Below are 14473 nucleotides of genomic sequence, written 5' to 3'. Positions count from 1 at the left end.
CCGCCGGAGGGCGGGGCTTTGTATTTGTAAGTCCGACTGATGGTATCAGAAGTGGTAGCCGATACGAATGCCTGCAACCACGGCCGAGTTGTCGTTAAACTGCAGGTCTGGTGCCGCGCCACTTTGCACCTGAACGTTCTGATCGCCGGGAATGACATACTCAAGACCACCAGAGAAAACCCAGTTTTTGTTGGTGTCGTATGTCGCCGCAATACCGATGCTCTTAGAACCGGTTGTCGGTGCCAGTGCCGTGGTGGACGGGCGTGTGCCAGAGCTTTCATAGCCAGCGACAAGCGCTAGGGACAAAGAGTCGTTGATCTGACGGCCGACACCAAGACGATAGGTGTAGGTATCATCCGCGAAGTTCACCCACTCGATGTCACCGGCAAGGCCGGAAGTTGTGAGGTTGAAACCTTCCCAGCCGACCCAGCGAACAGAACCGAACAGCAGGGTTTTGGGCGCGATGCCGGTTTGGAAATCCAAGTTCACACTTTCAGGGAATTCCACGGTGAAGTCCGTTGCTCTGGACGGTGCAAGTGTGCCTGCGCCTATAAGCTGTTCGATGTCGCCGTCAAAACCCACGTCGATGGCGGATGCGTATGTCAGTGCGACCCGCAGCGCGATTTCGGGCTTCTCATAGGCAACACCCAGAACGCCACCCCAGTCGTAGTCGCTGTCTGCGTTAAGACGTCCGTCGCCGGACTCGATGATGCCGTTCACTGAGAGCGCGCGCGCACCACCGTGGATGCTAAACCCGTTGCCAAGATTGTATTGGGCCAAGAAAGTCAACGCGCGGCTGTCGATATCGGCCTGCGCATCAAAGGGAAGCGCTCCACCACTGCCCGCGTTGCTGAAAGGGCCATCAGCGTAAAGCACATGTGCACCAAACGGCTGATCTGCAATGATGGCAGCTGACCATTTTTCGTTGAATTCGTGCTTGTAGCCGAAAGACAACTGATTGAAGCTTTGAGCAACATTATTTGCGTTGGCAAATGCGCCAGCAACCGCAGGTGTGCCAGTTACGTTTGGATTGATCCGGGCGAAGGTGAATTGTGCATAGTCTCCCTCTTCGAACAGGATGTTGACGCCTTGTCCGGAACGGTCGATGCCGCCAGCGTAAGATGCTCCTCCAACCATCGCGAGTGCGGTGGCTCCCATAAGCATTTTTTTCATAAGATAGATGTCCCGTTTAGTCCCTGAGTTATTTTATTACTTGAGCAAAGCTATTCGCGCAGCTTTGCCCAAGTCAACTTAGCCAATTGGATAAAACTTCATTACTTTGCGTCACCTCGTCGCAGTAGTACTGCGGATCTGCGACAGTATGTTTAAGTAATTGCCCGCAAAAATTATGGTGGCCCCGACCAGAACCCATATGTCCAGTGGTTCACCATATAGTGTCATTCCTACAACAGCTATCAGCGGCAGGCGGATGAAGTCGATTGGCATGACTGCAGCGGCAGGGGCGAGGCTAAGCGCGGTGGTCAGGCAGAAGTGCGCCACCAGCCCGGCGCAGCTGATCAGGATGATCCAGGGGAGGCTCTCCCATGACGGGAGTGCGATGTCGCCGTCAAAGCCCGCAAACAGAAGGCCGAGACCCGCTTGCATGACCGCTAAATAAAATAGAATGCAGGTGATGCTTTCCGTGCGTGTGAGCTTGCGGGTGAAGATTGCTGACAGCGCGAAGCCGATGGCTGCGGTGGCGGCGGCGATCTGGCCTATGTCGACGGATTGCGGGGTCGGGCGTGCGACAATCAGAATGCCGATGAAGCCAATGAGCGCTGCCAAAAGGCCGATGGGGCGCAGGCGTTCTCCGAGCAGGAGAGGGGAGAGCAGAATGGCCCAGATGGGGGAGGTGAACTCCAGTGCAAAGACCTGTGCCAAGGGGATGGCGGTGATGGCGAAGAACCAGAGGTTTTGCCCGGCGAAATGGCTGATGTTGCGGATCAGATGCAGACCGAGATTGCGGCTGGTGATCTCGCGCAGGGTGCCCGCCATGGTTGCAACGCCGACCACAAGAACGATGCCGATGAAGCTGCGGTACATCATGATCTCAAAGGTGTCGAGCTCCAGTGAGACGGCGCGCCCGGCGATGGCCATGGAGGTGAAAGAGAGGATGGCACCGCTCATCCAGATGGCGGCTTTGAGGGTGTCGTTCACGCGGGCACCTCGCTGATCTGGTAATGTCGTGGTATTCCAGCTGTGACCGTGGCCCAATCGGAGGCGCTTGTACGGGCCTGATGGGCGTCAAAGGCGGCCTGATCCACGAAGAGTTCCGAGACAGTGTAGCGAGCCGCAATGGCGGGATCTTGGGTCACGTCAAAAGAGAGGCAGCTCGGTTCTGCGCGGGTGAGCGCGATGTGGGTGGGCAGTGCCGCTGCGACGGCCTCTTGGCGGTTTGAAGGGACATCGATGTGGCCGGTGAGGCGGATCATTGGGGCGGTCATAGGGTGCTTATTCCGCGATGGTACAGCAGCCGTGGGTCAGCTGTTCGTTGGTGAGAAGCACAAAAGAAAGCGGGAACTCTCCGCCTGAAGCGGCGCAGGCCGCTTCTTGTACGATGATGGTGGCTTGCGTGCCGGTGATGCTCAGCGCCCAAGCGGAGGGGAAGCCGTCGTGATCCTGCTTGAGTTTGACCGCGACACCCTGAATGCGGCTGTCGTCTCTGCCCCATATTTGCACGGAGGGGCCTGCAATGCCGAGGAACATGTCGCCGGTCGTCCCTTCACAGGCCATTGGCGCGTTCTGCGCCATAGCGGTGAATGGGCAGAGCAAAGCGCTGGCGACAATTGCGGTTGTTAACTTCATAACCGTTCCTCCCTGCGAAGTTGTTGCGCAGCTTGGGCGGACATGGAAGTGGAAACTTGGTGAGGGCAAAAGAAAACGCCGCCCCGGGTAGGAGCGGCGTAGGCTATTGAAGACATGAGGCGGCGTGCCTCACTCCCACTCAATTGTGCCCGGAGGCTTCGACGTGATGTCGTAGGTGCAGCGGTTGATGCCTTTGACCTCGTTGATGATCCGTGTGGCGGTTTCGCCGAGGAACTCGTGGGTGAAAGGGTAGTAGTCCGCTGTCATGCCGTCCACCGAGGTCACTGCGCGCAGGGCACAGGCGTAGTCGTAGGTGCGGCCGTCGCCCATCACACCAACGGTGCGCACAGGCAGGATGGCCACGAAGGCTTGCCAGATCTCGTCGTAGAGACCGTGCTTGCGGATCTGGTCGATATAGACCGCATCGGCCTCGCGCAGAATGTCGAGTTTCTCGCGGGTGATTTCGCCGGGGCAGCGGATGGCGAGGCCCGGCCCCGGGAAGGGGTGGCGGCCAATGAAGCTTTGCGGCAGGCCAAGTTCGCGGCCCAGAGCGCGGACTTCGTCTTTGAAGAGCTCGCGCAGCGGCTCCACCAGTTTTAGGCCCATTTTCTCTGGCAGGCCGCCCACATTGTGGTGGCTCTTGATGGTCACAGAAGGACCGCCGGAGAAGCTGACGCTTTCGATCACATCAGGATAGAGCGTGCCCTGAGCCAGGAACTCGGCGCCGTCGATGGTGTCGGCGTGTTTCTGGAACACGTCGATGAAGAGCTTGCCGATGATCTTGCGCTTGGTTTCCGGATCGGACTGGCCGTCGAGTTCACCAAGGAAGAGCTCCTGCTCGTCGGCGTGGATGAGCTGCATGTTGTAGTTGTCACGGAACATGGTGACAACTTCCTCGGCCTCGCCTTTGCGCAGCAGGCCGTGGTCGACAAACACACAGGTGAGCTGATCGCCGATGGCTTCGTGGATCAGGACCGCAGCAACGGAGCTGTCCACACCGCCGGACAGGCCACAGATGACTTTCTTGTCGCCAACCTGCGCGCGGATCGCCTCAACCATTTGCTCGCGGTAGGCGCCCATGGTCCAGTCGCCGGAGAAGCCAGCGATTTTCACGAAGTTCTCATAGAGTTTCGCGCCATTGGGGGTGTGGTGCACTTCGGGGTGGAACTGCACCGCGTAGAAATGGCGAGAGGTGTCCGCTGTGATCGCAAATGGCGCGTTGGGCGAGGTGCCATAGACCTCAAAGCCTGGAGCGATTTCGCTCACGTGGTCACCGTGGCTCATCCAGACCTGCTCGTCGCCCTCGGCAAACCAGCCATCCAGAATGTCGAGCTTGTTTTGCGGGGTCACATAGGCGCGGCCAAATTCGGCGGTGCCATGGCCGCTTTCCACTTTGCCGCCCAGCTGGGTCATCATGGTCTGCTGACCGTAGCAGATGCCAAGGATCGGCACGCCGTAGTCAAAGATCTCCTGTGGCGCGCGGGGGGAGCCTTCGCGGGTCACGCTGTCTGGGCCACCGGAGAAGATCACGGCCTTGGGCGCAAAGCTGCGCACGAAGTCCATATCGACGTTCTGGTAGGGATGGATTTCGCAATAGACATTGAGCTCGCGCAGGCGGCGGGCGATCAGCTGTGTCACCTGGCTGCCGAAGTCAATAATGAGGAGGCGGTCATGAGAAATATCGGACATGTGCGCCGCATAGGCTATGGCGGCGTTTCGCGCAAGTCCCTGTGCGCGTTGTGGCGCAGCCAGAGGGCCAGGGGCTGCGTGTTTTTGCATCTGTCTGCCCGTATTTTGGCTTGCGTTGCATCCGTGCCTCGTGCTTCAACTCGAAAAAACGTATATTGAAGGTATATACATGGATGAGCTGATTGATGCTGGGCTGATTGATGCTGGGCTGTTTGATGCCGCGCTGTTTGATGGCACCTTGCGTGTGGCCGCGCTGAACCTTGCGCTGGCAGTCTTCTGTGGGGCGTTGATCGGATCGGAGCGTCAGGTGCGCCAGCGTATGGCGGGTTTGCGCACCAATGCGTTGGTGGCGCTGGGGGCGGCGAGCTATGTGGTGTTTTCATCGCTCTTTCCTGATGAGGTGAGCCCGACCCGTGTGGCGGCGCAGGTGGTCTCTGGCATCGGTTTTCTGGGAGCGGGCATCATTTTTCGGCAGGGGTTCACGGTGCATGGCCTCAACACAGCCGCGACGCTTTGGTGCTCGGCGGCAGTGGGGCTAATGGCGGGGGCGGGGGCGCCGGCCTTTGCAGCACTGGCCACGGGGTTGGTGGTTTTTGTGAACCTCGGCCTGCGCCCTTTGGTGAAGTGGCTAAAGCGTAAGACCCGCGCCGGGGTTCCGCTCAATCAGGAATATGAGGTGCAGATCCAATATGCTGCGCAGAACGACCAACATGTGCGGGCCTTAGCGCTGAAGGCGTTGACCCAGATGGGCGTGATCGTCACGGAAATGGCGCGCAGTGACAGCGGCGGGGAGACTGCCGTTCTGGATGTGCTGTTGACCATCGAGGAGCGCAGCAATGCGGAGGTTAGCACATTGCTGCGTCCGCTGATGCTGGATGAGCGGATCACCAAAGTGGCCTGGGAAGCGGGTGACGGGAATTAGAGGGTTGGACTGAGGATGCCGGACCAAAGTGTCTGGGCTGCATCGCGCCAATCACTGCCAAATTCGGGGCATCATGTCGCATTTTTGCGTCAAAGGCCGTTAATCAGCCGCTTGTGGGGGCGGGCACGGGCTACAAAAATGGAGACAGACCAAAAGCCTGTGAGGATGAGACATGGCAGAAGCAGCGACACGGCGGCGTGGACGTGGGGGCGGCGGAGCCGCACGGCGCGCAGAGCGTACCGGCGTAAAAATCGAAACCGCAAAGTTCATTGAGCGCAATATTCCGCTGTTTGAAGTGCTGAATGAAGAAGCGCTTCAGATCATTGAAACCAATGCTGACATCCTTCTTGAAGAAGTGGGCGTTAACTTTGTGAACAACAAAGCGGCGCTGGACATCTGGAAAGAAGCAGGCGCGGATGTGGATTACGACGCCGAGCGCGTGCGCATTCCACGCGGCATGGCGCGCGAGCTGTGCAAGACGGCACCGTCCCGCATCACCCAGCACGCCCGTAACCCTGAGCGCAACGTTGAAATCGGTGGCAACACGCTGGTGTGTGCGCCGGTTTACGGACCTCCCTTTGTGCGTGACGCAGAAGGTGGCCGCCGTTATGCGACCATGGCGGATTTTGAGAAATTCGTGAAGCTGGGCTATATGTCCAAGTGGCTGCACCACTCCGGCGGCACCGTATGTGAGCCAACCGATGTGGCGGTGAACAAGCGTCACCTCGACATGCTGCTGGCGCATATGACCCTGAGCGACAAGCCGTTTATGGGCTCTGTGACCGAGCCAAGCCGGGCGCAGGACAGCGTTGAAATGTGCGAAATCCTCTTTGGTAAGGAGTTTGTGCAGGAAAACACCGTGATGACCTCGCTCATCAACATTAACTCCCCGATGACGTTTGACGACATCATGATGGGCGCGCTGGAAGTATACGCAAAGAACAACCAGGCCTGCATCATTTCGCCGTTCATCGTGGGCGGTGCGATGGCGCCTGTAAGCGTGGTTGGCACACTGACGCAGGTTCTGGCCGAAGTGATGGCCGGTATCGCGTTCAGCCAGCTGATCCGCAAAGGGGCGCCGGTGATCTTCGGGGCCTTTGTGACCTCGATCGACATGAACTCCGGTGCGCCGACCTTTGGTACGCCTGAAGCGAGCCAAATCCTCTCTGGTGCGGGCCAGCTGGCGCGCCGTCTGGGCCTGCCGTTCCGTTCCGGTGGTGGTCTTTGTGGCTCCAAACTGCCTGACGCGCAGGCGGCATATGAGACCGCACACACCCACAATGCGGCGCTGACCGGTGGTGTGAACTTCATGCTGCACAGCTGTGGTTGGCTGGAAGGTGGTCTGGTGTCGAGCTTTGAGAAGTTCGTGATGGACGCAGACCAGCTCGGCACCCTGCACAAGATGGCTGAAGGCGTGGCCTATGACGAGAACGCCCAAGCCATGGACGCGGTGCGCGAAGTGGGGCCGGGTGGTCACTATCTTGGCTGTGCCCACACGCAGGCCAACTTCAAATCCGCTTTCTGGCGCTCTGAACTGCTTGACTACAAGCCGTTTGAAACCTGGGCGGATGAAGGGTCGCGCGACACCCAAGCGCTGGCCTCGGCACGTGTGGAAGAGCTGCTGGGGGCTTATCAGCAACCGGCGCTTGATCCGGAGATCGAAGCCAAGCTGCGCGCCTATGTGGCCGAGAAGAAAGCCTCCATGCCGGACGCTTTTGTCTAAGATGTGTTAATTTTGGCGGGAGGCCTGCAACAGCTGGGCCTCCCCCATCATGGCGATCAATAGGTCGACATGTTCGATCAGGGAATAGGACGCAGCGCCGGTTTTCCTGGCTTCATTCAGGGCGCTTTCCAGCGCGATCAGGCGGGTGAGAGCCTCGCCATGACGCGGATGCTTCCCACTTCCAAACAATCGTCTAAGATGTTGGTCTCGCACGTATTCTATGCATCCGGCTCGTGCGGCGCGGATCAAAAGACGTGGGCGGCGCAGCTCTGACAATCGGCGTAAAACATCCTGCATAGAATCAACCTTTCTCTCTGAACACGGGCAGCAGATCACACCCTTTTCGGGTGTTGCGCGTGTTGGGAAACAGCGTGCGGGCGCGCATGTTGTCGTTCACGATTTGGAAACAATCCTAGCCAAGGGACGGTCGTCCAGTGCGACCTGCACGGCGTACTCAGGCTGTGTAAAACTGTTGGATAAGGCCGTGGATAACAACGGCAGGCAGTGTGACGTAAGTGACTTGGTAAGGAGAGTAACAATGCCGAAAGATCAATTGATCCCCGAATTTCCGGATTGGGTGCCCAACAGTGTGGCGCGCTATGTGGCGCATACGGAGCAGGGGGTCTCTATTCGGGCGCTGGCACGGCGGGATGGCTGCCACGCGTCCACCGTGCTGCGGCAGATCCGCAAACTGGAGACCATGCGGGAAGATCCGCTGGTGGATGCGGCCTTGGCGCGGCTGCGTGACGATCAGAAAAGCGGGATCGCCTCGCCTTTGCTGGCAGCGGATGCAGATGGGCAGGATCTGCCCGGGGAAGCGGTTCTGCGGCGCGAGGGGATGCGTGTGCTGCGGCGGTTGTGCGAGACCGGGGCGGTGCTGGCGGTGGCCAGTGACATGGAGAACGCTGTGGTGGTGCGTGATGGGGGCACGCGCACCGCGGTTGTCACGCGCCAGATCGCGCAGGCCATGGCGCTGAAAGACTGGATCTGCGCCACGCAGGTGGGGCGCATTTCGCGCTATGCCATCACACCTGCCGGGCGGGCGGCCCTTCGGGAGATGCTTGCGGAAGCAGAAAACTCGGCGCAGGGGTTTTTAGAGGCGCAAAGCGCCTTTGAGGGCGGTCTGTCGCGGTTTGGATCACGGCGCATTCACCATGGGGGGCGGGCGCGGCAGGTGCGGTTCAACCTTACGGAAAGCCCGCTGACCGCGCTGGCGCGGCGGCGCGGCAAGGACGGGGCGCGGTTTCTAAGCGATGATCTGGTGGCCGCAGGGGAGCGGCTGCGGGAGGATTTTGAACTGGCGCAGATGGGGCCACGGGCGGGGCAGAATTGGGAACGGTTTTTGAGCGGGCCGAGAGGGGGCAGTTATCAACCGGACGGGGATGCGGGGCACGGATCAGAGATCGCGCGCCAACGTGTGGTGGAGGCGCTGGGGGATTTGGGTGTCGGGCTGGGCGATATCGCGCTGCGCTGCTGCTGTTATCTGGAAGGCTTGGAGGCTGCGGAGAAGCGGTTGGGCTGGTCGGCCCGATCCGGCAAGATCGTGTTGCGGATCGCCCTGATGCGGCTCAGGGATTTCTATCAGGCCCACAAAGGCGGCGCGGGCGATTACATCGGCTAGCTGGCCGGGGAGAGGCGCCGCAAGAGAGCGGCAAAAGAAAAGGGTCGGCGCGCCTGGCACCGACCCTCTGATTTGCCTCTGGCAAAGCGTTTACGCGGCGGTTTCTACGTTGGCAGCTTCCAGATACTTCAGCAGGTTTTCCGGTGCGCTCTCGCCATACGGGTCTTCGCCGTGGTTGTCTTCGAGACCTGGCTCTTCAAACCATGCCTCAACAACACCGTTGTTGATGATGGCAGCGTAGCGCCAGGAGCGCAGGCCGAAGCCGAGGTTGTCTTTGCGCACCAGCATGCCAACTTTGCGGGTGAATTCGCCGGAACCGTCAGGGATCACGTCGACGTTTTTCACGCCCTGAGCTTCGGCCCATTTGTTCATCACAAAGCTGTCGTTGACGGACATGCAGTAGATGTTGTCGATGCCGAGTTCCTGGAATTTGGCGAAGTTTTCTTCAAAACCAGGCAGTTGGTAGGTGGAGCAGGTCGGGGTGAACGCACCGGGAAGGGAGAACAGGATGACGCGCTTGCCTTTGAAGTAGTCATCGCTGGACATGTCCTGCCAGCGGAACGGGTTTGGGCCACCTACGGCTTCGTCACGCACGCGGGTTTTAAAGACAACATTGGGGACTTTTACGCCAACTTGCATCGATGTTTTCCTTAACAGATATTTGATTTGCCGTGATCTATAATGATTCCAAATTGGGGTGCAATGCTGCAGTTGCGTAAGAGTCTTTTGATCTTTGAAATTAACCAAATAGTTGTGCATTCCGGCGTCAAATGCATAGCTGTCATGCACTTCTGGTAGTGGCTGCCAGATTGACGTATGTTACATTCTGCAAACCCAGACGGTCGGGAGGACCCAGAATTGCGTGATCTGAAGCTGCCAGAGCAGCGCCACCCTGAGAAGGCGCACCGCAAGGACAATGCTCAGCCCAAAAAGCCCAAGTGGATTCGTGTGAAGGCGCCAACCGGCGAAGGCTATAACGCGACCAAGAAGATCATGCGGGAGAACAAGCTTGTCACCGTGTGTGAGGAAGCGGGTTGCCCCAACGCCGGTGAATGCTGGAGCCAGGGCCACGCCACCATGATGATCATGGGCGAGATCTGTACCCGCGGCTGTACCTTCTGCAACATTGCGACCGGTAAGCCTGACGGGCTGGATGCTTTTGAGCCGGGCCGTGTGGCCATGGCGGTGCAGAAGCTGGGGCTGAACCACGTGGTGATCACCTCGGTGGACCGCGATGATCTGGAGGATGGCGGGGCGGAGCATTTTGCCCAGACCATCCGCGCGGTGCGGCATCGCTCGCCCAAGACCACCATTGAAATTCTGACGCCGGACTTCCTGAAAGCCAAGCCGGGTGCGCTGGAAACCGTCGTGGAAGCCAAGCCCGACGTGTTCAACCACAATCTGGAAACCGTGCCGGGGCTCTATCTGGAGGTGCGTCCGGGCGCGCGTTATTTCCACTCCCTGCGTTTGCTGCAGCGGGTGAAAGAGCTCGATCCTTCGATCTTCACCAAATCCGGCATCATGGTCGGGCTGGGCGAGAAGGAGCCAGAGGTGAAACAGGTGATGGATGACATGCGCGCCGCGGATGTCGATTTCCTGACCATTGGCCAGTATCTGCAGCCAACACCCAAGCACCACGGCGTGGACCGCTTTGTGACGCCTGAGGAGTTTGCGAGCTATGAGAAAGCCGCCTATGGCAAAGGCTTCCTGATGGTTTCGGCCACGCCGCTGACACGCTCATCTTACCACGCGGGGGATGACTTTGCCCGCCTGCGCGATGCGCGTGAGGCGCAACTGGCAAAAGGCTGAGCACAGGTAAGCAAGGGAGAGGGGGCTTTGCCCCCATCGCGTCAAAGCAGCGATTCCCCCAAGGATATTTAGGGCAAGAGGAAAGGCGCCGCGATCAATCGGGCGCCTTTTGTTATTGGCGAAGGTGTTATTGTGGGAGGTGGATGTTGAAGCGGGCGCGGATCGCCTGATCCAGCTCCGGGTCAAACCGTGCAGAAGCGGTGGTGGCGAGGATCTCCTCTTTGCGCTTACGGGCGGTTTCTATCAGGTCTGGTTTGCCCACCTCAGCCCATTCCTTGGGCGAGGCCCGGTCGCCAAAGGTTGGATAGACATGGTCTTTCTGCATGCGCGACAGGGTGGCGTCTGTGCCCAGATAATGGCCGGGGCCGCCAAGGCAGACTTCGCGGATCTGCTCCAGCGCGAGGGTTTCCTCATCGACCTCAATACCGCGCACACAGCGCAGGGCCTGACCGATCAGATCATCGCCCAGGATCAGGCTTTCATGGCAGAAGCCCAACAGTGAGGCATGCATGCCCGCCGCCTCATAGACCATATTGAGGCCAGAGAGACCGGCCATGACATTGGAACACATCTGTTCCCAGCCCGCCTGCATGTCCGGCAGTTTGGAATCGCTGGCCCCGGCCGCCGCGCCGCCGGGCAGGCCGTAGAATTTGTGCATCTGGGCGCAGCCTGCCGAGAGCAGGGCCTGCTCGCCGGAGCCAACCGTCATGGCGCCACTGCGCAAATCAAGGCCAAAGGGCCAAGTGCCAAAGATTGCCGGGTGGCCGGGAGCGAGCGCGTTCACATAGACGATGCCCGCCAGACATTCCGCCGTGGCCTGTACAATTGCGCCTGCCACGGTGGACGGCGCAGTGGCCCCTGCCATGCCAGCAGAGAGCAGCAGCACAGGCATGCCGCCGCGAATGCAGGCCTCCATGACCTCGCAGCTTTCGGTGGCGAACTTCATCGGCGGCACCACAAAGCAATTGGTGTTGCTGACAAAGGGGCGTGCCCGCCAGGCGTCTTCGCCACCTGCGATCATATGCAGAAGCTCCAGCCCGTCGGCGACGTAATCAGGCTCGGTGAAGTTGACGCCGATGTGTTTCTTGGTGCCGGCACAGCAGGCGTAGATGGTGTTGTAGTCCAGCTCGCGGTTGTCGGTCACATCGCGCGCCACCATGGGGCGCTGCAGGAAGTGGATGTTTTCCAGCTGATCGGCGACGCGGGCGGCGTCGTGCAGATCCTGCAGCGTGCTGTCGCGGTACTCTTTGCCATCAATATCGACCATATGCACAGCGGCACCGGCGGTGCCAAAATGCACGCGGTTGCCGGAAAGCTGGAGATCATATTGAGGGTCGCGGCCGCGCAAAGAGATGTCTTTACAAGCCTTTGCGAGCATATCTTCGACCAGGGCGCGGGGGAAGCGCAGGCGGCCATCCTCGCCCAGAATTGCGCCTGCGGCGGTCATGATGTCGATGCCGCTTTGCGGGGCGTCTGCGAGACCGATCTGCTCAAGTGCATCCAGCGCGGTTTCGTGGATGCGCTGCATGTCGCGCTCAGTGAGCGGTTTGTACTGACCGCCTTCCATACCGGGGCGAATGGGACGGATGTCTTGTGTCAGCGGAGCTGCGCGGGACGCGCGACGGGCGGCGCGGCCGCCGGACCGGCGGGGAGATGGTGCATTCATGTTTGGGTCTGTCCTGTAAGTGTTGTGAGAAAGTGCTTTCTGACAACGTCTTACGGGCGACCCCGTGCCGCGCGGCCGCGTTCGGCCCCGATGGTGCGGCTCACCAGTTTGATTTTGCTGCGCACGCCTTGCATTGGCTCCTCCCAATACAAGGCAGTTTGTGGGGCTAAAATCGTCGCGTCCCGTCCAAAAGCGACATTTGTCGCGAACAGGCGTTTCACAATGATTTTAAACGGGATTTTAGCCCGAATTTCAGCGCGGTACCGGAGGCTGTTCCCTATGCAGGGACCTGCTCTGACAGCTTTTCAGCATGGGCCACGAGGGTGTGCAGCGCCGCTTCAAAGCGGTCGTCAGCAACCGTCATGGCAACGCGGATATGGCCGTGGGCGGATTGGCCGAAGCTCTCGCCCGGCATGGTGGCGATGTGGTGGGTGTCGAGCAGGGAGTTGGCAAACTCTTCGCCTGACAGGCCCGTCGCGCGCACGTCGAGCATGATATACATCGCGCCCTGTGCGGGGATCAGACCCACTGTGTTCTGCTCGCTAAGAATGGCTTTGGCCAATTCGCGGCGGCGTTTGAAGGGGGCGGAGACCTCTTCTTCCAAGGGCTCCCCTTGTGCCAGAGCAAAGACGGCGGCGTCCTGAATGAAGCCGGGAACACCGTAGGTGGTGTGGGTTGCAAGATTGATCAGATGGGTGATGGCCTCTTCCGGGCCGGCGATCCAGCCGATGCGGCTGCCGGTCATGGCGTGGCTCTTGGACATGGAACCGACCACCAGCGTGCGCTCGGCCATGCCGGGCAGGGCGCGGGGGCTGATATGATCGCCTTCCCAGACCTGCGTGTCATAGACCTCATCTGAAATCAGCCAGAGGTCATGGGTGATACAGACCTCTGCGATGCCTTCCAGTGTGTCGCGGCCGTAGACGGTACCGGTGGGGTTATTCGGGGTGTTGATCAACAGGGACGCCGCCCCTTTGGCGGCCTCGGCAGCGATCTCTTCGGGGCGGGGTTTAAAGGCGTTGTCCGCGTGGGTGCGGATTGGCACAGGCACCGCACCGACGCCGCGGATGGTGCCCGGGTAGGTGGCATAATAGGGATCGATATAGAGCGCACGCGCACCAGCGGAACAGGTTGCGGTATGCGCGGCAAAGAGCGCAGACTGACCGCCCGGTGTGATCAGGATGTTTTTGTAGCTGGTTGGCACGCCGGTGCGCTCGGTCAGACGGGTCGCCACGGTCTCGCGCAATTCCTGGGTGCCGGGCACCATGGCATAGCCGGTGTGACCGCCACGCGCGGATTGATCCATGGCAGCGAGGATAATCGGGTCGGTGCGGATGTCATGTTCGCCAATGGTGAGTTCGGTGACATTCACGCCCTCAGCCACCATGCGGCGGGCTTTGTAAAACACATCCCAGCCGTCAGATCCGCCGCCGGTGATGTCTGTCAGACGTTCAGATAGTTTCATGTCGCGCTCCCCGAATAGTTGTTGCGCCTGTGGTGGCTGATGGACGGGCCGGAAGTCAAATTCATTGTGGTGATGGGGGGCATTCCCGCCATTTGTGGCGGCGCGATGCTGAGTGATAAGGCGGATTGGAGCAGGCGCGCGATGTATGTGAGGCGGCTTGCGTGGCATTGATTGGAAGGGGCGCTGCCCCTGCCACATCTGCGATGTGGCCACCCCGGGATATTTTGCGAATGAGAAAGGCTGGCGCTACAGGTCCGATGGGGTGTCACCCATCAGGTAGCGCGGGCCGGTGCCGCGGGTGCGGGCGCGGTCGTCGGGGTTGTAGAGTTTGCAATTGGACAGGCTGAGGCAGCCGCAGCCGATGCAGCCGTCGAGCCGGTCGCGCAGGGCGGTCATCTGGGCGATGCGGTCATCCAGCGCGCGGCGGAACTGCTCGGAAATGGCCTGCCAGTCGGCTTTGGTTGGGGTGCGGTTTTCCGGCAGTGTTGCGAGGGCGGTGCGGATTTCGGAGATCGAAAATCCGAGAGATTGGGAAATCATCACGAAGGATAAGCGCCGGATATCCGCGCGTTCATAGCGGCGCTGTCCTGTGTCGGTGCGATGCGGAAAAACGATGCCTTGTTCCTCATAAAAGCGGATTGCGGAGGGCGCGAGGCCGGTGCGTTCTGAGATTTGACCGATGGTCAATCCGGTTGGTCGCAGGCGGATTTGTTTTGGTGATTTCATTACATCACTGTTTTAAAACGAAAAGAATGTCTTGCATTCAAGTTAAC

At 59.7% G+C, this 14473-nt stretch carries 14 protein-coding genes; 4 read left to right on the top strand and 10 right to left on the bottom strand.

Translation table 11 applies throughout. From position 1 onward, the window contains the following. Positions 1–45: 45 nt before the first annotated feature. The 5 genes from J7400_RS05125 to guaA all read right to left on the bottom strand — a co-directional run bounded on the left by J7400_RS05125 (position 46) and on the right by guaA (position 4494). Positions 46–1173 (bottom strand): outer membrane protein transport protein, encoded by a 1128-nt coding sequence (locus J7400_RS05125; protein ID WP_209060470.1) that lies wholly within the window; start codon positions 1171–1173, stop codon positions 46–48. Positions 1174–1284: 111 nt separating this feature from the next. Next, entirely contained in the window at positions 1285–2157 is an 873-nt protein-coding gene (locus J7400_RS05120) for a DMT family transporter (protein ID WP_209060466.1), read from the bottom strand. Then, a complete protein-coding gene (locus J7400_RS05115; protein ID WP_247738636.1) occupies positions 2154–2444 on the bottom strand; it encodes an antibiotic biosynthesis monooxygenase in 291 nt (96 codons plus the stop codon). The genes J7400_RS05120 and J7400_RS05115 overlap by 4 nt, the downstream gene beginning before the upstream one ends. Before the next feature lie 7 nt (positions 2445–2451). After that, positions 2452–2805, bottom strand: a complete 354-nt coding sequence (locus J7400_RS05110; RefSeq protein WP_209060465.1) for a hypothetical protein — start codon at positions 2803–2805, stop codon at positions 2452–2454. 129 nt (positions 2806–2934) lie between these two features. Beyond that, positions 2935–4494, bottom strand: a complete 1560-nt coding sequence (gene guaA / locus J7400_RS05105; protein WP_209060464.1) for a glutamine-hydrolyzing GMP synthase — start codon at positions 4492–4494, stop codon at positions 2935–2937. A 169-nt stretch (positions 4495–4663) separates the two neighbouring features. Here guaA and J7400_RS05100 point away from each other — a divergent pair, with 169 nt between their 5' ends. Together J7400_RS05100 and J7400_RS05095 are read left to right on the top strand one after the other, a co-directional pair. Then, entirely contained in the window at positions 4664–5416 is a 753-nt protein-coding gene (locus tag J7400_RS05100; protein ID WP_209060463.1) for an MgtC/SapB family protein, read from the top strand. Positions 5417–5588: 172 nt separating this feature from the next. After that, positions 5589–7139 carry a trimethylamine methyltransferase family protein gene (locus tag J7400_RS05095; RefSeq protein ID WP_209060462.1) on the top strand — a complete coding sequence of 517 codons (1551 nt, stop codon included), beginning with the start codon at positions 5589–5591 and terminating at the stop codon, positions 7137–7139. Positions 7140–7145: 6 nt separating this feature from the next. Here J7400_RS05095 and J7400_RS05090 read toward each other — a convergent pair whose 3' ends face one another. After that, positions 7146–7436 (bottom strand): DUF6477 family protein, encoded by a 291-nt coding sequence (locus J7400_RS05090; protein ID WP_209060461.1) that lies wholly within the window; start codon positions 7434–7436, stop codon positions 7146–7148. A 241-nt stretch (positions 7437–7677) separates the two neighbouring features. Between J7400_RS05090 and J7400_RS05085 the strand changes: the two genes are divergently transcribed. Beyond that, entirely contained in the window at positions 7678–8760 is a 1083-nt protein-coding gene (locus tag J7400_RS05085; RefSeq protein WP_209060460.1) for a DUF6456 domain-containing protein, read from the top strand. Between the two features lie 90 nt (positions 8761–8850). On the opposite strand, the gene J7400_RS05080 is transcribed toward J7400_RS05085, so the two are convergent. Beyond that, positions 8851–9399 (bottom strand): peroxiredoxin, encoded by a 549-nt coding sequence (locus J7400_RS05080; RefSeq protein WP_209060457.1) that lies wholly within the window; start codon positions 9397–9399, stop codon positions 8851–8853. Between the two features lie 219 nt (positions 9400–9618). Here J7400_RS05080 and lipA point away from each other — a divergent pair, with 219 nt between their 5' ends. Beyond that, positions 9619–10569, top strand: coding sequence for a lipoyl synthase (gene lipA, locus J7400_RS05075; RefSeq protein ID WP_209060455.1), 951 nt, complete (start codon positions 9619–9621; stop codon positions 10567–10569). A gap of 127 nt (positions 10570–10696) precedes the next feature. On the opposite strand, the gene J7400_RS05070 is transcribed toward lipA, so the two are convergent. The 3 genes from J7400_RS05070 to soxR all read right to left on the bottom strand — a co-directional run bounded on the left by J7400_RS05070 (position 10697) and on the right by soxR (position 14426). Further along, entirely contained in the window at positions 10697–12235 is a 1539-nt protein-coding gene (locus J7400_RS05070) for a trimethylamine methyltransferase family protein (protein ID WP_209060453.1), read from the bottom strand. 277 nt (positions 12236–12512) lie between these two features. Then, positions 12513–13700: an aminotransferase class I/II-fold pyridoxal phosphate-dependent enzyme gene (locus tag J7400_RS05065; RefSeq protein WP_209060450.1), complete on the bottom strand. Its 1188-nt coding sequence runs from the start codon at positions 13698–13700 to the stop codon at positions 12513–12515. A 246-nt stretch (positions 13701–13946) separates the two neighbouring features. Then, entirely contained in the window at positions 13947–14426 is a 480-nt protein-coding gene (gene soxR, locus J7400_RS05060) for a redox-sensitive transcriptional activator SoxR (RefSeq protein WP_209060449.1), read from the bottom strand. Positions 14427–14473: the final 47 nt, after the last annotated feature.

This window comes from Shimia sp. R9_2 (genome assembly GCF_017743735.1).
In the GTDB taxonomy this organism is placed as follows: domain Bacteria; phylum Pseudomonadota; class Alphaproteobacteria; order Rhodobacterales; family Rhodobacteraceae; genus Shimia.
This window is presented reverse-complemented; position numbering and strand designations above follow the sequence as displayed.

Excerpts from the sequence above, each read along its gene's own strand:
- J7400_RS05085 (WP_209060460.1), top strand. The coding sequence starts at position 7,678 with ATGCCGAAAGATCAATTGATCCCCGAATTTCCGGATTGGGTGCCCAAC.
- J7400_RS05100 (WP_209060463.1), top strand. The coding sequence starts at position 4,664 with ATGGATGAGCTGATTGATGCTGGGCTGATTGATGCTGGGCTGTTTGAT.
- J7400_RS05110 (WP_209060465.1), bottom strand. The coding sequence starts at position 2,805 with ATGAAGTTAACAACCGCAATTGTCGCCAGCGCTTTGCTCTGCCCATTC.
- J7400_RS05115 (WP_247738636.1), bottom strand. The coding sequence starts at position 2,444 with ATGACCGCCCCAATGATCCGCCTCACCGGCCACATCGATGTCCCTTCA.
- J7400_RS05090 (WP_209060461.1), bottom strand. The coding sequence starts at position 7,436 with ATGCAGGATGTTTTACGCCGATTGTCAGAGCTGCGCCGCCCACGTCTT.
- J7400_RS05065 (WP_209060450.1), bottom strand. The coding sequence starts at position 13,700 with ATGAAACTATCTGAACGTCTGACAGACATCACCGGCGGCGGATCTGAC.
- soxR (WP_209060449.1), bottom strand. The coding sequence starts at position 14,426 with ATGAAATCACCAAAACAAATCCGCCTGCGACCAACCGGATTGACCATC.
- J7400_RS05125 (WP_209060470.1), bottom strand. The coding sequence starts at position 1,173 with ATGAAAAAAATGCTTATGGGAGCCACCGCACTCGCGATGGTTGGAGGA.
- J7400_RS05095 (WP_209060462.1), top strand. The coding sequence starts at position 5,589 with ATGGCAGAAGCAGCGACACGGCGGCGTGGACGTGGGGGCGGCGGAGCC.
- guaA (WP_209060464.1), bottom strand. The coding sequence starts at position 4,494 with ATGTCCGATATTTCTCATGACCGCCTCCTCATTATTGACTTCGGCAGC.
- J7400_RS05080 (WP_209060457.1), bottom strand. The coding sequence starts at position 9,399 with ATGCAAGTTGGCGTAAAAGTCCCCAATGTTGTCTTTAAAACCCGCGTG.
- J7400_RS05070 (WP_209060453.1), bottom strand. The coding sequence starts at position 12,235 with ATGAATGCACCATCTCCCCGCCGGTCCGGCGGCCGCGCCGCCCGTCGC.